Below are 18,488 nucleotides of genomic sequence, written 5' to 3'. Positions count from 1 at the left end.
TTTTTTTGGAATGAATGCAAGAAGTCTAATGAACTACATATCTAAAATTTCAATCCCTGTAATGAAAGTGCATAAACTTTCATTACAATATGGTCTATTTAAATCAAAACGGCTGTAATTCTAAAATTGCGTAAGCGCTGGTTGAGGAACAAAACCCAGCCATACCATAAGAACGCGATTATGGACTCAAAACAACTGAAGCGCAAAGCAAAATCGCGTCGGATTTCAACCGATGGACAAGGAGGATATGAACGTCATATTCTGCTTTGTACAGGTATGAGAATGACAGGTGACACTTGTTGTGCAAGTGCAGATGGCGAGAAAACTTGGAAATATTTGGGTAAGAGACTCAAAGAACTGGAAAAAAACGGACGGTACTTTTACCGTACACAAGCGGAATGTTTGATGTTTTGCAAAGGCGGACCGCTTGCGATCGTTTACCCAGAAGGCATATGGTATCACAGCGTCACGCCTCTTGTATGTGAGCGTATTATTCAGGAACACTTGCTAGCTGGTCAGCCTGTGGAAGAGTTTGCGTTTGCAAAGAATCCTCTTATTCAACTTGGAGTGCATAAAAAAATTGAGGAAGAGAGAGAATAAATAATTCACTGCTAGCATATTCAAATGGATGCATCGCATTTGAAAGTATAAATTATATGTGTGTAGATAATTCTTTAGCTGAAAGTATAGCCTCAGAATTTAGTAAGCTACCTCAAGTTGTAGCTGTTGCTTTAGGTGGTTCTCAAACAGCTAATGTTTCCGATGAATTATCCGATTTGGATTTTTATATTTACATACAGGAAGACATTCCCCTAGATATTCGTTCTGAAATCAGCAGAAAATTCGCGACTCGTAGCGAAATAAATAATCAATTTTGGGAACCAGGAGATGAATGGATAGAGACCAATTCTGGACGTGGTATTGATATCATGTACCGTTCACCTGATTGGATTGAGGCGCAGTTAGATTCTGTACTTGTGAAGCATCAAGCATCAGTTGGCTATTCCACTTGCTTTTGGTGGAATGTTTTGCACTCAACACCCTTGTATGACCGAAACGATTGGTTTAAACAGTTGCAAGAGAAAGCTAATGTACCCTATCCCGAAGCTTTAAGAAAAGCTATCATTGCCAAAAATTATCCGCTTTTAAGAAATAATATTTCTTCCTACTTGCATCAGATAGAATTGGCAATTCTTCGTCATGATTTTGTGAGTAACAACCATCGGATAGCAGCATTCATAGCAAGTTACTTTGATATTATTTTTGCTATCAACTATGTACCATCACCTGGAGAGAAACGCTTGATACAATTTGCCAAGCAGCTCTGTCAAAAGTTACCTATGCATATGGAGCAAAATATCAACTGTCTTATTTTCTGTATTGCATATCCATTTAGTGACCAAGGCATTCTTGACAAAGCTAATAACTTGATTTATTGTCTGGATGAATTGTTGCGTGCAGAAAATTTAATCAGCGATTAAATAAGTCAAATAAGTTCTTCAAAGGGTTGCATCCAATGGATTCTATTACAATTCTAGGATTAGTCGCTGCTACATTAACCACATTCTCATTCTTGCCACAAATGTTGAAAACATGGCAAACAAAATCAGCAAAAGATGTTTCTTTTGTTATGCTGATTTTCTTCAATACAGGTATATTATTATGGTTAATTTATGGAATAAGTCTCAACGCTTTGCCGATTATTCTTGCTAACGGCGTCACCTTGGTTTTTAATCTCATAATTCTATGGCTTAAAATTAAATATAGATAAACCTGCAATTAACAAACACCTGTGACATCCTCTGTATTTGCTGCTGAACGCCTTTTATTTACACCTGCTATCCCTGACACCGACGCTATCCCCACCATCTTTGCCTTTCCTAACGAGTACACCGTGGGTATTACTAGCCTTGGCTATCAGGTGGTGTGGGCAACTTTGGCAATGCGTTCTGATGTGCAGGTAAGCCGTCTGTTTACCGACACTCACGAACAACTTCCAAGAAAGCCTGAATTACTCGGCTTTTCCATTTCGTGGGAATTGGATTATGTCAATATTTTGAATCTGCTGGAATCTTTGGAAATTCCCATTAGAACAAATGCCAGAGATGATAATCATCCCATAGTTTTTGGTGGCGGTCCCGTACTCACAGCCAACCCCGAACCTTTCGCAGATTTCTTTGATGTGATTTTGCTGGGAGATGGGGAAATTTTACTGGGGAATTTTATTGAAGCTTACAAAGAAGTTAGAAACGCTGATAGACAAACCCAACTCAAAGCACTAGCACAAGTTCCTGGTATTTATGTCCCCAGTTTGTATGAGGTGGAATATCTCGCATCAGATGGGGCGGTAAAATCAATTCAACCCATTTCACCAGACATTCCCGGTGTGGTGCAAAAGCAAACTTACCGGGGAAATGTCCTCTCCGCATCAACAGTGGTGACGGAAAAAGCGGCTTGGGAAAATATTTATATGGTGGAAGTGGTGAGAAGTTGCCCAGAAATGTGCCGCTTCTGTTTGGCAAGTTATCTCACACTGCCTTTTAGAACTGCTAGTTTTGAAGATTCGCTGATTCCAGCGATTGAAAAAGGGTTATCAGTCACAAATCGCTTAGGATTATTGGGGGCTTCAGTGACCCAGCATCCAGAGTTTGAAGCTTTGCTGAATTACATCAGTCAGCCAAAGTACGATGATGTACGTCTGAGTATCGCCTCGGTGCGAACGAACACCGTTACGGTGCAGTTGGCGCAAACTTTGGCAAAACGAGACACGAAATCGCTTACCATTGCTGTAGAAAGTGGTTCGGAAAAATTACGACAAATCATTAACAAAAAGTTGCACAACGACGAAATCATCCAAGCTGCAGTAAATGCTAAGGCTGGCGGATTATCTAGTTTGAAACTCTACGGAATGGTAGGAATTCCTGGTGAAGAACCAGAGGATGTGGATGCAACCGTAGCGATGATGCGCGAAGTCAAAAAAGCTGCTTCTGGACTGCGGTTAACACTAGGATGCAGCACCTTTGTTCCCAAGGCACATACACCGTTTCAGTGGTTTGGGGTGAATTCTCAAGCAGAAAAGAGGTTGCAGTTTTTACAGAAAAAACTCAAGCCGCAAGGAATAGAATTCCGTCCAGAAAGTTACAATTGGTCGATTATTCAAGCCTTGTTGTCGAGGGGCGATCGCCGACTCTCCCAGCTTTTGGAACTCACCCGCGGCTTTGGTGATTCGTTAGGTAGCTACAAACGTGCTTTCAAACAACTCAAAGGACAAATCCCTGACTTAGACTTCTACGTTCACGCGAATTGGTCAACAGAACAAGTCTTACCCTGGAATCACTTGCAAGGACCCTTACCGCAGTCTACACTACTAAAGCACTTGGCTGATGCCACCAGTCATTTTGACTCGACCCAAAAAGAGTTACAACCATTAAATCAGTGAACAGTGAACAGTACCAGCCGCAGTGACGCCTGCGGGCGCTTTGGGGGATTTAAACCCGCAACCAACGCTTTCCACGCTCTTGGTGTGGTGTTTCCCCCAACGATAAAACCGATAACTAGTAACTGTTAAACTCATAGCCGAAAAGTTAATTTTTGAAACGCAGAGGAACGCAAAATTAGATTCTTCCTCTGTGTTCTCTGCGTCTTTATAATTCGATAATATTACGATCATGACTGTATATGCAAACAACCGCTGAATATTACTGCGCCTATTGCGGCGAACCAAATACCACCTTTGTTGATTTAAGTGCAGGTGGACAGCAATCTTACGTAGAAGATTGTCAAGTTTGCTGCCGCCCTAATCTTCTCTACGTGCGGGTTGATGAAGATACACTTGATGTAGAAATAGATACTGAATACGATGAATAAACTTTTCTACTGATTTTAAATTTAAGATTTTTTGGTAATAGGTCATAGAGAATAGTTAGTGGTTAGTAGTTAGTGGTGATTAAAAAATTTAACTAACAACTAACAACTAACAACCATTAACTACCAATTACCACTTGCAAAATCGAAAATCGTTGAGATGCTGCTGTTTAAATATTCCTCAGTGATTAATGCACCAGTGGAAGTCGTTTGGAAATTCCACGAAAGACCAGATGTTTTGCAACTTCTGACTCCACCTTGGCAACCAGTTCAAGTCCTCCGCCGCGAAGGGGGACTCGGCAAGGGTGCTATCACTGAGTTTCGCCTTTTCTTGGGACCATTGCCCTTGCGTTGGTTGGCACGTCACACAGAATATGAAGAATATCGCCTATTTACCGACGAGCAAATTTCCGGACCTTTTGATTCTTGGGTACATCGACATCTATTTCAACCAGAAAATGGCAAAACCAGGTTGACTGATGAGATTTCCTTTTCTATACCCGGTGGAGAACCTGTGGAATTTGTCAGTGGTTGGCTTGTGCAAGTTCAACTAGAAGCTATGTTTCGCTACCGCCACCATGTAACAAAACGGGAGTGCGAGTCAAGTTAGGTTAATGGCTTCTATCCGCAGCTTTTATAAGGAGGTGATAACGCAGTGCTGGTACTGGAGTACAAAGTTAAGGGTAAGCAATATCAATATCAAGCAATTGATGAGGCTATTAGGACTACTCAGTTCATCCGTAACAAAGCGATTAGATATTGGATGGATACACCACGAGAAGCAAAAATTAACACGATAGCCTTAAATAACTACTCAACAGCACTGCGAAAAGAGTTTAAGTTTGTAGAAGAGCTAAACTCAATGGCAAGGCACGGCTGCGACTGAGAGAGCATGGTCAGCTATTGATAGATTTTACGCTAACTGCAAGTCTAAGAAACCTGGGAATATTGGCTTTCCTCGCTTTCAGAAAGATAACCGTTCGGTTGAGTACAAGACTTCAGGAGGGAGCATCTCACTTTTGCAAATATACGTGTAATCCAGATTCCGCACCTACTGGCGTCAGATAGTATAAGCAGTAGACAACTGAAGTAAAAAAAAGTATGTTTGTACCATAAGCAGAGAGAAGAATGAAGAGGTGCGATCGCAAAGCGAACCAAGCTTTGTCCATTCCACCAATGGCGCTCGCCTTCACGTACTTAGTCGCGAATCATATTTTCCCCCTTATGACACTACTGGCTAGGGAATATGGGGTGTAATTGAGGGAAGATAGGCACATTAACAATACTCAGGCAAGTGCAACTACTATGACCCCTTCAGACTCCCAACGTCTAGAAGCCTGCTTGTTGGAAGCAGCAGAGATTCTTTATCGCAATACCGCGATTGAAGAACTGACAACCTTTGAAAGCTTAGAAAAAGCAGTACGGACAAAAGTTTTAGAGCAAGTAAGTCCAAAAATCGCTTTTTTTTTATCAAACAAGTCACAGGGACGGAAAAAGGCAGAGAAAGGGTAGTAAAGAGCATTGTGGGAAAGCTAACACTCACAGACAAACAAGCACATATATTGGGATTGAAGCCTTATAGTCAACTGAGTCCACTCTTGGAGAAAAACTGTTTACTGTTGAGTGGAAATGAATCGTTTCAAGATTCTGAAAAGGACATCGAAGCATTGACGGGGATAAAAGTGTCTCACAGTACCCTGCAACGACTGGTACAACGGCAGGAGTATTCTGAACCACAAGCTCTTCAAGGAGTCTCAGAAGTTAGCATTGATGGAGGTAAGGTTCGTTTGCGTTCTGGAATCAAAGGAGTAGAAAGTTATTGGCGAGACTACAAAGCTGTGCGTTTACAAGGTATTTATTACGGTGCGTTCTTCCAAGATAACATGAGCGTTGACAGATTGGGTCAATAGTCAACGCCTTCTTCACCCTCTCATCTGTTTAGGAGACGGTCATGATGGAGTATGGAATCTGTTCCAAGAGATTGGCAGTACTTCGGGCCGTCAGGAAATTTTAGACTGGTATCACCTCAAAGAAAATCTCTATAAGGTCGGTGGGTCGCTCAAACGTCTCAAGGCAGCAGAGACATTTCTTTGGCACGGTCAGGTTCAGTCAACGATTGCCTCCGGCACTGCCCCTTGGGCAATCGCTCTGTTTGTTGATTTGACAAAAAAGCCTGCTCAAAACTTCATCAACTATCTCAAAAAGCATTCACAAAGAATCGTTAACTACGAGTATTTTTCCACTGAAGGCTTATGTTCCATTGGATAAGAGCGCTGTTGAATCTGCTGTGAAACAGATCGGCAAACGTTTAAAAGTTTCCGGCGCACAGTGGAAAGTGGAAAACGTGCTTCGCATGTTACAGCTTCGTTGTGCTTACCTCAATGGTCAGCTTACTGCTTGATATATTTACAAAAGTGAGATGCTCCCACTCACATTCTGCAATCTTATCTCTTGGATTTTTTGAAAAAGTATGATTAATGAATATTTAGAACTAGTGATATTAGGTATTTTCCCCTGTGGAAACGCAAGAGCAGGGAATGGGCGGGAAGGGAGTAGTTATCTTTTGTTCACTCATGACTAATAACTGTTAACTGTTCACTGAATCATTATTAGTCTGGGTGCTTGGTTGGGTAGAAGGTTGATGCCAACATTGCAAGTAAATGAGTTCCAATTCGTTGCCAACTTGAGAAAAAAAGTTCATTTGCTGTGATTGCAAACATAAAAAAATTCTGAAGAATACAAACGCAAAAATTGCTACAGCTATTCCAGTTATAGAACTAATCAATGCCTCAACGATACCAGAGGTTACTGTAGAGAAATCAGTAATGCCCACAGAGTTAGTTTTGAGATGAGTGAAAACAGTGAACACACCATTTGCCGTACCTAGGATACCCAGCAAAGGGGCGATCGCCACCACACTTTCCAGCAGCATATCGCCTTTACGCATTGCCATGCATTCTTTATCACAAGCGGCTTTGATTGCCAAATGAAAGGTTTCGGGAGTGGGATTTTTCAGCCTCAGAGGTTCGACTAAAAAGCGACTAATGGCTAAAGTTTGGCTACTTTCTGCAATTTTTTCGGCTTTCTCTAAGTCTACCTTTGCCGCTGCAAAAATTTCACGCACTACCCGTTTCTCTTGAATCACTAGCTTCAACCAGAACCAACTGCGTTCCAAGATGCATGCTAAAGTTAATACCGATAAACCCAACAGGGGCCACATGACAAGACCGCCTGCTAGGAAAGTATCATATATTCTAGTCATATTCAATCAGGTAAGCCCTTACTGGTAAAAATGAATGCATATTTTGGTGAAAATACCAGAATTCTTTTTATTATTAGTTAAAGAAAATGAATTTCCTAATTAAGTGGCAGTTAAAGTGAGTAGGCGACTAGAGGAAAAACGTATCATAACGAGTGACTCATGACTAATGACTAATAATATAAGAAAGCGCTTCACAGTTCTTAAATATTAATGTATTGGAACAATGGCAAGAGATTTGCGGGGATTCATCAAAATTCTGGAAGAAAAGGGACAATTACGGCGGATTTCAGCGCCAGTTGACCCAGATTTAGAAATTGCTGAGATTGCCAACCGGATGCTGCAAAAAGGTGGTCCAGGACTCCTATTTGAAAACGTCAAAGGTGCATCCTTCCCGGTGGCGGTAAACTTGCTGGGAACAGTGGAACGGATATGCTGGGCGATGAATATGCAGCATCCCCAGGAGTTAGAGGAATTGGGCAAAAAGTTGGCAATGCTGCAACAACCAAAACCACCTAAGAAGATTTCTCAGGCGGTAGAGTTTGGTAAGGTGCTGTTTGATGTCCTGAAGGCAAAACCAGGACGCGACTTTTTCCCCGCTTGTCAGCAGGTGATTCTTCAAGGTAATGAGTTGGATTTGAATAAGTTACCTTTGATACGTCCTTATGTGGGTGATGCTGGCAAGATTATCACGCTGGGACTTGTAATTACTAAGGATTGTGAAACTGGGACACCAAATGTGGGTGTGTATCGCTTACAACTTCAATCTCAGAATACGATGACCGTTCACTGGTTATCGGTGCGAGGTGGGGCAAGGCATTTACGCAAGGCAGCAGAACGTGGGAAAAAATTAGAAGTGGCGATCGCCCTCGGTGTAGATCCTCTGATTATCATGGCGGCTGCGACGCCAATCCCTGTAGACTTGTCAGAATGGCTGTTCGCTGGGCTATACGGCGGTTCTGGCGTGCAATTGGCAAAGTGTAAAACGGTAGATTTGCAAGTTCCAGCAGATTCGGAATTTGTCCTGGAAGGGACAATTACACCAGGAGAAGTATTGCCAGATGGTCCGTTTGGTGATCACATGGGTTATTACGGCGGCGTGGAAGATTCGCCCCTGATTCGCTTTCATTGCATGACGCATCGCAAAGACCCGATTTATTTAACCACATTTAGCGGGCGTCCACCGAAAGAAGAAGCAATGATGGCGATCGCCCTCAATCGCATCTACACCCCAATTTTGCGGCAACAAGTTTCAGAAATTGTAGACTTTTTCTTGCCGATGGAAGCGCTATCGTACAAAGCGGCGATTATATCTATAGATAAAGCATATCCTGGGCAAGCGCGGCGGGCAGCTCTTGCGTTCTGGAGTGCTTTACCACAGTTTACTTACACCAAGTTTGTGATTGTGGTGGATAAAGACATCAATATTAGAGATCCGCGTCAAGTGGTGTGGGCGATTAGTTCTAAAGTTGATCCGACGCGAGATGTGTTTATTTTGCCAAATACGCCATTTGACAGTTTGGATTTTGCCAGCGAGAAGATTGGTTTGGGTGGAAGAATGGGAATTGATGCAACAACAAAGATTCCGCCGGAAACCGAACATGAGTGGGGTGCGCCTTTGGAGTCAGATCCAGAGGTGGCGGCGATGGTTGAAAGGCGTTGGGCGGAGTATGGTTTGGGGGATTTGCAGTTGGGAGAGGTGGATGTGAATTTGTTTGGCTACGATGTGAGGTAGAACCCCACCCCCTACCCCCTCCCCGCAAGCGAGGAGGGGGAACAGATACGCTATTACAAGCAATTGCTATGAGAAATCAGCTAGCTTGAGCAAGTTTAAAAAACTTGTCTTTTAACGCCGTTTTCTTTTCTTCGTTTCAGTTTTGGTTATAAGAAATTTCTGGATATTGTGACATATATTTACAAAACAAAAAATTATGACGAACATTTTATACATCATAGCTATGCTAATCAAGTGATTGCGTTTGTGTTTACGGCTCGTAAAAGTGATCGCACCCCCACTCACTACATCATTAGCCCCCTCCTCGCTTGCGGGGAGGGGGTAGGGGGTGGGGTTCTACCTCTGCAACCAACCGGCAATCTCCTCCAACACCGCATCAATTGAATTCAAAACATCCTCATTCCTGAACCGCACCACCCGCAACCCCAGACTCTCCAAAAATTCTTGACGAATTGCATCTTCCTGCTGAGTGTACTGGTGAACCCCGCCATCCACTTCCACAACTAATCGCGCTTCCCCGCAGTAAAAATCCACAATAAAGCGGTCAATTACGTGCTGACGGCGAAACTTAAACCCTAAAAGCTGCTTGTGTCTCAACTTCTGCCAAAGTTTCTGTTCTGCTGGGGTGGGTTCGCGCCGCATCTGTCGCGCAATTGGCTTGAGTTTTTCCCAGAGTTCAGGCGAGGTTTGCCAAGCGTGTCCCGGAACCCCACCCCCTAACCCCCTCTGCCCGCAAGCGAGGAGGGGGGATTAGAGTGAGATGCAAAATTGGGTGGGTTGTCTTGTTGAGTCATTTGGTGGATTGGTATCTGATTGATGTTGATTTATTGTTCCCAACTACCGGACTCCAACCACTAAACAACACCATCACCCTCAACAAAGAACGCTTGCACTTCCTCCCAAACACCATTGCACCCCCACTCACCACATCATCATTAGCCCCCTCCCTGCTTGCGGGGAGGGGGTTGGGGGTGGGGTTCTATGCGTGAGGATGTTAAATTTAGTACAACAAAGACAAGTTCTCGCGCTCTTTGCTATTTTAATAAGATAAACAAAAAGATTCGCAGAATTATAAATGGACTGGATTACCCTACTGCGATCGCTACAATCTGATTTCATTAAAAGGTTAACATCTGGTTGTTTGCTGCATTGTGAAACGGAAGGACAATATAGCGAATTAACGGTGATCTCCGGAGAGAGGTTAAAGGCACTACGAGAATTTTGCTGGCAGATGGCTGAGAAATATAAGCGCACTTCAGCAGTCCGTGATGTTTTTATCAGCAATTTGAAAGGAAAATTAGGTGAAGAAGTTGTCAAAGAACGTTTAGCTGCTTTTGTAACTGAAGTCGATTATGAAAAACGCTTCGGTGTCGGCGATGGCAAAGTTGATTTTACGCTGACTTTTGATCCATCTGTTGGTATTGCAGTAAAATCTCGTCACGGCAGTATCAATAAAGTCAGATGGTCAATTAATTCAGAAGAAGTGCAAAAAAATGCAGTTGTAGTTTGCATTTTTATTCAAGAGGACGTGAATGAAGCGCAACCTGAATATCACCTCTTCTTCGCTGGCTTTCTTCCTACCCAAATGATTAAGCTGAAAACTGGAAAAATTTCATTTGGGATAGAACAATTACTGTATGGCGGTGGCTTGCGCTGCTATCTAGAACAGTTAGAATCATTCACGCATCTCAATTCTTATAACCAAAAGTCTTCTATAGAGAAATATCCCCCGAAACAAGAACCTATTTATCAGCAACCAAAGCAACAGTTTCCCAAAACCAACTTTTCTCAGCAACAGGAAATCAGCTATCAGCAACCAAAGCAACAGTTTACTAAGACCAACTTTTCTCAGCAGCAAAATGACTATCTCCGTTTCCACAATGGAGACATGAATCTGCTTTATCTCAAACAGGGTGATGATTGCTTCGAGAAAAAACAGTACAACGCTGCAATCAATCACTACAATCAAGCTTTAAAACTTAACTCTAAAGATGCGGATACTTATTACAAACGTGGTTTAGCTCGTTATCACCTAGGAAATTACGACGAAGCAATTGCAGATTATACTCAGGTAATACAAATTAATCCTTATTACGGAAAAGTTTACACCAAACTTGGTTTGGCTCGTTATCAACTAGGAGATTACGAAGGAGCAATTGCAGATTACACTCAAGCAATCAGAATAAATTCCAATGATGCCGTTGCTTATAGAAACCGCGCTGATATTCGCTATCATATAGGCGATTATCAGGGAGCAATCGAGGATTATAATCAGGCTATCAAAATTAATCCAAATAGTTCTAATTTTGGAGATTCAAACAGAGCCATTGAGCTTTTTAGTCAGTCAATTGAAATGAGCCCTAATGATGTTGTTGGGTATAAAAATCGTGGTAATTCTCGTTTTGATTTAGGCGATCACAAGGGAGCAATTGAGGATTATACTCAGGTTGTTAAGATGAATCCTAATGATGTCGATGCTTATTATAATCGTGGTCATGCTCGTTATGATCTTGGAGATTATCAGGGCGCGATTGAGGATTATACTCAGGTTATTAAAATGAATCCCAATGATGCAGATGCTTATTACAATCGTGGTTATGCTCGTTATAACTTAGGAGATAAGCAGGGAGTTATTGATGATTTTCAAAAAGCAGCAGAGTTTTATCGAAAAGAAGGTAAGGTAGAAAAACACAAAAATATCAGAGAAAAAATTTTAGATTTAGAAATAGAAGAATCATTAGATATTTTAAACTTTTAACAATAGAAATCTTGTTGATGTAACAATGTCTTTGCTTATCATGAAAATTGAGATGATGTTCGCTTAATTACCCATAAAAAAGTTGTTTGTAGTAAGGACTTCAGTCCTTGCTGTGTCGGGACACAGGACTAAAGTCCTCACTACGAACTTCCGCAACCTCACGTCGTTTTTGACCAAACAAACAATTCCCCATTTTCACCACCTGCAGCAAGCTGCTGACCTTGGGGATGCCAAGCAAGTCTTGAAAACCCTGATGAAGCACCTGTGAGAATTTGGGAGACTTGCTTTGCTTCTTCCCATAAGCAAATCCAGCCGTCAGCGCCAGCGGAAGCAAGAAGCAAGCTTTTAGGGGCAAAGGCGATCGCCCCAACCACATCAACATGATTCGTTAATACTGTTGCTTCCCAACCTAACGAGTCATCAGCCTGCTTCTCCCATACCACAATACCGTCCACACTGGAACAAGCAAGCAGAGGTGCGCCTTGTTGAGTCGTGAGTTCTGACCATGCAACCTCGCGAATTTTGCCAGGAAAACCTCGCATCACCCAAGATTCGCTTCCGCCACCAGAGAATAGCAAATCTGATTCTACAACAGTAATGGTGCGATCCATATTACCAGAGGCAAGATATTTCCCGTCTCGTGACCAACCTATAGCTAAACTGACAGAAGGTATATCCAGAATGTATGGATCATCATCCCAGTTTTGGCAGTTCCATACCTTTACTCCTTGATATCCACCAATGGCAAGGTACTGTCCATCACAACGCCAATCAATACCTAATACCGAAGAGTTATCAAAATTCAGGGTAACGACAACCTCGCGAGTATCGGCGTCCCACACTTGCACGTAACGCCCTAAACTGAAAGCGAGTAAATGACTGGTGGGACTCCACGTCAGCTTATCAACCCAAGCGGGGGCATTTTCCAAAGTGGCGATTAATTCACTTTCTCGCCAAATTTTCACTTTTCCATCCTGTCCCCCAACGGCTAAAAATTGCCCATCTTGAGAAAAGGCAACACAGTCTACTGATTCACCTTTTGGAGTCTGTAAACTTGCTAACTCACCATCTCGCCACAGGACAACTTCACCAGCGGCAGAAGTTGCTGTTAAAGTTGTACCTTTTGGGGACCAGGCGATCGCAGTGACATAATCTGAAAGTGTCCCCGAATATTGCTCTTCAAATTCCTGAGAGTTGAGGGTTGAGGGGTTCATGGTTGTGTAGGGAAGATGAGGGAGTGAGGGAGTGAGGGGGATGAGGGAGATGAGGGGGATGAGGAGGAAGGGAATGTATTGTTTTCTTAGTACAGCATTTCATTAATTCGTAGGCCATTAAATTTGGCGAGACTCTGCGTCCCTTTGCGCTACCTTGGCGTTCCTCTGCGTTTAAAAAAGTTACAAACTTATGCAATGCCTGTACTTAGTCCCTCATCTTTACCCATGTATTTGTTTATGACAAGCAAGCGAGAAAATCTTGTCTAAGTTGGGCTTCATCCAAATTACGACCGATGAAAACCAGTTCGTTTTTGCGGGTTTCGCCATCTTTCCACGGGCGTTCTGGTTTACCTTCAAACAACATATGTACCCCTTGGAACACAAAGCGGTTATCTTCCCCTGCAATACTCAAAATACCCTTCATGCGGAAGATATCTGGTCCTTGGGTTTGCAGTAACTGTCCCAACCAATCGTTTAACTTGTCGCCATCGAGTGCGCCTTCTGCTACCAAAGCCACAGAATACACCGTTTCATCATGTTGGTGAGCATCCTCTCCCAAGAATTCTGGGTCAATTTCCAAGGCGCGGTTGAGGTCAAAAGCTTTGACACCCAACAGCGCATCCATTGATACCTCAGCATTGCGGGTGCGGTAGATTTTAGCCATTGCATTCATCCCCCGAATCCGCTTTTCTAACTCATCCAGCTGTTCTGCTGGCACTAAATCGGTTTTATTCAGGAGAATCACATCGGCAAAGGCAATCTGTTCTTGCGCTTCATCTGCGTCCCAGTGCTGCCATATATGCTTAGCATCCACCACGGTCACTACAGCATCTAACTGTAGCTTTTCCCGCATATCTTCATCAACAAAGAATGTCTGAATCACTGGCGCGGGGTCAGCTAGACCAGTGGTTTCTATGACCAAGTGGTCGAATTTATTACGTCGCTTCATCAAATTACCGATGATGCGAATCAAGTCGCCGCGCACCGTACAACAGATACAGCCGTTGTTCATCTCGAAGATTTCTTCATCGGTATCGATCACTAATTGATTATCGATACCCACTTCTCCAAACTCATTCACAATCACAGCGACTTTCTTGCCATGTTCATAAGTCAGGATGTGATTGAGAAGTGTCGTTTTACCTGCTCCCAAGTAACCTGTTAAAACAGTAACGGGAACTGAATCTGTTATTGTGTCAGCTATTACGTCAGCTACCATGCCCTAGCCTCTTGTTTATGATTATCATTATCAGTTAGCTTTGAAAGCTTCTTATATTTTAATGATGATTTCTAGTTTATGAGATTTTAGGCAAAAAATGACATAACTCAAGTTAACAGGGAGAATATGAACTGTATGGACTCTGGGGGGAACAGTTTATACACTAAAAGCATCAATCAAAAAGACCAAAAATATAGATGTATCACTACGGTGCGTGAAGTCCCAGTATTTATAATTTGTAATAAGCAAGGTCACTAATGGAACACCTAGATTCTTCACAACAAAGCCAGAACTTTTCCGGATTAGACGAACGAAAAACAGTTTTAGAGCAAGGTTCTGACGGTGATGTCAAAAAACCTGTAGCCCCGTCCAAGCGCCATGTGCTACCGAAAGTGGTATTAGGAGTGTTGCTAGGCGCAGGAGCGATCGCCTCCGGAACGTACGCGTACCGGTCATGGCAGTATAATCAGCAGTATGCTATGAAGTTTCAGCAAACGGATAACGCTTATGTCACGGCAAATATTTACAAAGTCACTTCGCGTGTAGCTGGAATAGTCACCGAAGTACCAGTTAATGATAACCAGGTAGTGTCTCCCAAGGATGTCTTGGTGAAGCTTGACAAGAACGACTACCAAGTCTCTCTGACACAGGCAAAAGCATCTCTAGAATTAGCCAAGCAGCAAGCCGCATTGGCAGCGGAAAATATCAAAGATGCCATCACTATTAATGTTCCTGAATCGAAGCCAACTTCAGTAAACAAGAATACCCAAGCAACACAGGCTGCTAACAGAAATAAAATACTACAGGCACGAACCATTAATCAGCAAAGAGAGATAAATCAGCAAAAGTACAAAACAGCGTTGGCTACAGTCGCCCAAAAGCAGGCGGAGGTCAAAAAAGCTGAACTCCAGCTATCTTACACCAATGTTACGGCGCTAGTCCCTGGAAAAGTTGGTAACAAAAACGTTTCTGTAGGGCAGCAGGTACAACCAGGACAAACTCTGATTACGGTAGTGCAGCCAAATCCTTGGATTATTGCCAACTTTAAAGAAACCCAATTAGAAAAAATCCAGCCTGGGCAAAACGTGACGGTTAAAATCGCTGCTTTCCCTAATCGGAAGTTTCGCGGCAAAGTGGATAGTATGTCCCCCGCTTCTTTTGGCAAAGTTGCCGTTCTCCCAGAAGAAAATCCCACGGCTAATTCCACGCTGACTCAAGACGTGCAACGAATTCCCGTGAAAATTGTGTTTGAACCTGAGAGTATTCAAGGTTATGAGTCTCGAATTACTCCTGGAATGTCAGCAGTCGCGGTTGTAGAAACTAATTGACACAAGAAAGTACTCAGAACGCAGAACGCAGAACTCAGAATTGAATATTGGGTACAAGTTCCCAACTCCGTTATGGAAAGAAGAAAAAGATTTATTTCCTTGCATGTAGTGCGATGAAACAAGAAGTTCGCAATCATTTCCCCACGCATTTATTTATGGGGATATTCAACTGAGTTCTGACAACTGAGTTCTGCGTTCTTCTTAAATACCTCAATTCAGCAACGCCATAAGATGGGTGGCATGCTTTACGCAATACCCTTATTCTCCGATAGAGGTATGGGGTTTTTATAGCGCAACTTCATTGAATGAACTAATTATTTATCTGTGTCCATCTGTGTCCATCTGTGGTTCATTATTTCTTTGGTGTACCTTACTCCCGGTTGCAAATCGCTATAATTTTGAATTTTGAATTCCCCGGAGGGCTGACAAGTCTTTCCATGCTTTAACGAAATTGCCTTGCATCAGGGCAGCAACTCCTGAAAGACCTCTAAATTCAGGTAAATTGGGATTTTTGGCTAAACTCGGTTCTAGAGACTTTTGGGCTGCTGCTGGCTGCCAGTTGTAGAGTTGGACAAATGCCAGGTAAGCATATGCGTAGGGATTTTCCCGATCTAACTGAATGACTTGTTTGAGAGCTGCGATCGCACCATCTACCCGTCGCTGCAACACGTTTGCTAAAGCTAAAGCATAAGCCCAATCCTGGTTTGCAGTCATATGCTGCAATCGATATTCCAAAGTCAACCGTGCCTGTACTAAATAATCCTGAGTTGGATCGTATTGATTGATACGTCCTACTTCTTCAAAGACTTGACTTACTGCTTCAGTTCCTTTAGTTAATTGAGCGCCTAAAGTCTCTAACTGCGTGACTAAATCTAGTTCTGGTGCTTGTGTGGCAGATGCTTGAGGCTCGATTTGCAGTGTGACTTTTGGCACTTGAATAGAATAACTTTTTCCTGACACTCTGTTGAGATAGATTGCTTCTAGGGTGTAGGTTCCTGGTGCTATGTCAGCAGGAGGTAACATCGCCATCTTTTCAATCACCTGAAATGTACCTTCAGGTTTTTTTGCACCAGGATGTAAATTCCCCATTGCAATACCGTGGTCATGCATCCATAGGGATTTTGACCTCTCCCCTAACCCCTCTCCTATAACCGAAGGGGAATCCGACTCCCCCTTCCCTTGCAGGGAAGGGGGTTGGGGGGTTAGGTTTTCCATCAGTGGTGGTTGGCTAGAATTATGCCAAGTCAGCAGCACTAACCCCTGTTGTAGTTCATCCCAAGAACCAGACCATTGGTAAGTTACAGGTAATGGTAATCCTGGCGGGGCTTTTTCTGGGACTGTAACTTGCGACAAGGCAATTGTGGCTTGTGGTTTTTGTTCAGAGGTGTGTTTTACCTCAACTGTTGGTGTTTTTTGATGATAAAGTTTGAGAACACTTTCATCCGGTAAATTCCAAGACTTACTGAGTTGGAAATTACCAGCTTGCTCAACAGTCTTTACCATAACAGCTTGAGATTCTTTGACTGGTCCTTGTTCTCCTGTTTTTGTGAGGAACCACTCAAGCGATCGCCCATCCTGATCGACATACTTTTTCCTGATTCCCACCTGACGCCCATAAACTTGAAAGTTTTGTAGCGCCCCGTAGTAATTCAAATTGTGTTGGTTAATTTCTGCCGTCGATGGCAAAACTCCGAGAGTTGAACGTAAATACGGTTCTGTTTGGATAATTTGGGCAATGACCTGCTGATGAGGTAACTCTGCTTTCATATAAGGATAAAACTGGGCATTGGGACTCAAAGCTTGTGTGACCCAACCACCAACAACACCTCCCACTGGAAATAAGTTAAGCAACATCAGCATTGCTGCCAAACTAATAGTACCCCAGCGGACGCGCCGTCCTAAAAGACTAGAGAAACGCGTCAAGCCATACGCCAAAAATACTGTTACAACAGGTAAATACGGCAACACATAGCGGTCATCTTTGTTCATGTTCAAAGATGACAGCAGATAAGCACCTATAAAGAAGACTGCTAACCATTTGAGTGAGTCAATCGAGAATTGAAATTTTTGGCTTTTGACTTCTCTGGTCCCCTTGTCCTCATTTTTCAGTCCTAAGCGACCCCAGTAGAGTAGTAACGTAAATATAGGCACCAGCAGCAAAAGAACAGAGACTTGATGTGGTAGTTGCTTCCAATAATAAGTCCAAGCTTGCAAAGTGTTGAGTGGTGCTTCACCTTCAGCAATAGCAGAATCAATTGTCGCCCGCTTACCAGAAGTTAGGATAAGCAACCAATTCGTGCGGTACCAAGAACCAAAAACCAACACTGATAAACACAAACCGCCCAATAGTTGCACAAACCGTCCCCAACGCCGATAAAGTGCAGCCCTGATCCCAACCCAGAGTATCGGCGTCAACAGAAAAAACAACGCCGTCTGCTTCACCAGCAACGCCAGCCCCAAGGTTAGACCGAAGGCTACAGCCCAGAAAAGAGATAGGCAGACTTCTCCTCTCTTCCTGGGCGTCCTCTGCGCCTCTGCGGTTCCAAGATTCCGCCAAACACTCAGGCAAAAGAAACTCAAGGTAACAACAGCTGTCAGAGGATAATCCAGCAGAAATTCTAAACGAAGCCGATAAAAAGCAGGCAAAACTTGGCAGAGTGCAGCAGCCCATAAACCAACAGACTCGCTAAACAGTACACTCCCTAAGCCATAGACTGAACTCAGTAAAATTGCACTGAACAACAGCATCACCAGAGTGGCTTGATCTGGTCCAATTCCAAAGATATTCTGAACAACTGCCGTAACTATGTATGTTAAAGGCGGTATTTTGGAAGAAAGCAGCCAAAAGCCTTGCCACCACTCTTGATTCCACCACTGGGGATTCTGTAGCGATCGCCAATAATTTAGAGTACCAGTTAAATAATCTGCTTGATCCCAGGCGGGGATGGAGTGATCTAAGGCAAACCAAATGCGATCGCACACCGCCCCGAACAACCAAATGATGCCAAGTATGAGTAAATTTTTATATCTCTTTCGCTTATATTTGTGATTGCTCATGATACAGGAAGAGTGCTAATAGCTAAAGTGAGGCAGAGCCTGATAAACTAGTTC

Annotated in this window: 15 protein-coding genes and 2 pseudogenes; 12 read left to right on the top strand and 5 right to left on the bottom strand. The window is 43.0% G+C overall.

Annotated features, from left to right (window positions below; genetic code table 11):
- Nucleotides 1-180: 180 nt before the first annotated feature.
- From V5G28_RS20210 to V5G28_RS20175, 8 genes and pseudogenes are all read left to right on the top strand, one after another.
- The gene (locus V5G28_RS20210) at nucleotides 181-600 is read left to right on the top strand and encodes a (2Fe-2S) ferredoxin domain-containing protein (RefSeq protein ID WP_332987959.1); all 420 of its coding nucleotides are present in this window, start codon (nucleotides 181-183) and stop codon (nucleotides 598-600) included.
- Between the two features lie 56 nt (nucleotides 601-656).
- Nucleotides 657-1,481: a DUF4037 domain-containing protein gene (locus tag V5G28_RS20205; RefSeq protein WP_332987958.1), complete on the top strand. Its 825-nt coding sequence runs from the start codon at nucleotides 657-659 to the stop codon at nucleotides 1,479-1,481.
- Between the two features lie 35 nt (nucleotides 1,482-1,516).
- The gene (locus V5G28_RS20200; RefSeq protein WP_332987957.1) at nucleotides 1,517-1,771 is read left to right on the top strand and encodes a SemiSWEET transporter; all 255 of its coding nucleotides are present in this window, start codon (nucleotides 1,517-1,519) and stop codon (nucleotides 1,769-1,771) included.
- Nucleotides 1,772-1,792: 21 nt separating this feature from the next.
- On the top strand, nucleotides 1,793-3,439 hold the full coding sequence (locus tag V5G28_RS20195) for a B12-binding domain-containing radical SAM protein (RefSeq protein WP_332987956.1): 1,647 nt from the start codon (nucleotides 1,793-1,795) through the stop codon (nucleotides 3,437-3,439).
- Between the two features lie 239 nt (nucleotides 3,440-3,678).
- Nucleotides 3,679-3,867 carry a CPXCG motif-containing cysteine-rich protein gene (locus tag V5G28_RS20190; RefSeq protein ID WP_096567315.1) on the top strand — a complete coding sequence of 63 codons (189 nt, stop codon included), beginning with the start codon at nucleotides 3,679-3,681 and terminating at the stop codon, nucleotides 3,865-3,867.
- Nucleotides 3,868-4,024: 157 nt separating this feature from the next.
- The gene (locus V5G28_RS20185; RefSeq protein WP_096567317.1) at nucleotides 4,025-4,474 is read left to right on the top strand and encodes an SRPBCC family protein; all 450 of its coding nucleotides are present in this window, start codon (nucleotides 4,025-4,027) and stop codon (nucleotides 4,472-4,474) included.
- Between the two features lie 45 nt (nucleotides 4,475-4,519).
- Nucleotides 4,520-4,868: pseudogene (locus tag V5G28_RS20180) on the top strand (RNA-guided endonuclease TnpB family protein); the annotation flags it as partial.
- 301 nt (nucleotides 4,869-5,169) lie between these two features.
- Nucleotides 5,170-6,265, top strand: a pseudogene (locus tag V5G28_RS20175) (ISKra4 family transposase).
- A 186-nt stretch (nucleotides 6,266-6,451) separates the two neighbouring features.
- On the opposite strand, the gene V5G28_RS20170 reads toward V5G28_RS20175, so the two are convergent.
- Nucleotides 6,452-7,126: a MotA/TolQ/ExbB proton channel family protein gene (locus tag V5G28_RS20170; RefSeq protein ID WP_332987955.1), complete on the bottom strand. Its 675-nt coding sequence runs from the start codon at nucleotides 7,124-7,126 to the stop codon at nucleotides 6,452-6,454.
- 223 nt (nucleotides 7,127-7,349) lie between these two features.
- On the opposite strand from V5G28_RS20170, the gene V5G28_RS20165 reads away from it, so the two are divergent.
- Entirely contained in the window at nucleotides 7,350-8,858 is a 1,509-nt protein-coding gene (locus V5G28_RS20165; RefSeq protein WP_332987954.1) for a UbiD family decarboxylase, read from the top strand.
- A 336-nt stretch (nucleotides 8,859-9,194) separates the two neighbouring features.
- Here the strand turns inward: V5G28_RS20165 and V5G28_RS20160 are convergent, their stop codons facing one another.
- Nucleotides 9,195-9,512, bottom strand: a complete 318-nt coding sequence (locus V5G28_RS20160; RefSeq protein WP_332988140.1) for an endonuclease domain-containing protein — start codon at nucleotides 9,510-9,512, stop codon at nucleotides 9,195-9,197.
- A 101-nt stretch (nucleotides 9,513-9,613) separates the two neighbouring features.
- On the opposite strand from V5G28_RS20160, the gene V5G28_RS20155 reads away from it, so the two are divergent.
- On the top strand, nucleotides 9,614-9,847 hold the full coding sequence (locus V5G28_RS20155) for a hypothetical protein (RefSeq protein WP_332987953.1): 234 nt from the start codon (nucleotides 9,614-9,616) through the stop codon (nucleotides 9,845-9,847).
- An 86-nt stretch (nucleotides 9,848-9,933) separates the two neighbouring features.
- Nucleotides 9,934-11,616, top strand: a complete 1,683-nt coding sequence (locus tag V5G28_RS20150) for a tetratricopeptide repeat protein (protein WP_332987952.1) — start codon at nucleotides 9,934-9,936, stop codon at nucleotides 11,614-11,616.
- 158 nt (nucleotides 11,617-11,774) lie between these two features.
- Here the strand turns inward: V5G28_RS20150 and V5G28_RS20145 are convergent, their stop codons facing one another.
- A complete protein-coding gene (locus tag V5G28_RS20145; protein ID WP_332987951.1) occupies nucleotides 11,775-12,830 on the bottom strand; it encodes a WD40 repeat domain-containing protein in 1,056 nt (351 codons plus the stop codon).
- A 235-nt stretch (nucleotides 12,831-13,065) separates the two neighbouring features.
- The gene (locus V5G28_RS20140; protein WP_332987949.1) at nucleotides 13,066-14,049 is read right to left on the bottom strand and encodes a CobW family GTP-binding protein; all 984 of its coding nucleotides are present in this window, start codon (nucleotides 14,047-14,049) and stop codon (nucleotides 13,066-13,068) included.
- A 257-nt stretch (nucleotides 14,050-14,306) separates the two neighbouring features.
- Between V5G28_RS20140 and V5G28_RS20135 the strand changes: the two genes are divergently transcribed.
- The gene (locus V5G28_RS20135; RefSeq protein WP_332987948.1) at nucleotides 14,307-15,377 is read left to right on the top strand and encodes an HlyD family secretion protein; all 1,071 of its coding nucleotides are present in this window, start codon (nucleotides 14,307-14,309) and stop codon (nucleotides 15,375-15,377) included.
- Nucleotides 15,378-15,767: 390 nt separating this feature from the next.
- Here V5G28_RS20135 and V5G28_RS20130 read toward each other — a convergent pair whose 3' ends face one another.
- Nucleotides 15,768-18,434 carry a phospholipid carrier-dependent glycosyltransferase gene (locus V5G28_RS20130; RefSeq protein ID WP_332987947.1) on the bottom strand — a complete coding sequence of 889 codons (2,667 nt, stop codon included), beginning with the start codon at nucleotides 18,432-18,434 and terminating at the stop codon, nucleotides 15,768-15,770.
- Nucleotides 18,435-18,488: the final 54 nt, after the last annotated feature.

The sequence above is a fragment of the Scytonema sp. PRP1 genome, from assembly GCF_036697665.2.
In the GTDB taxonomy this organism is placed as follows: Bacteria; Cyanobacteriota; Cyanobacteriia; order Cyanobacteriales; family Nostocaceae; genus Kalymmatonema; species Kalymmatonema gypsitolerans.
Note: the sequence above shows the minus strand (reverse complement) of the source record. Positions and strands in the feature narration are given on the sequence as shown.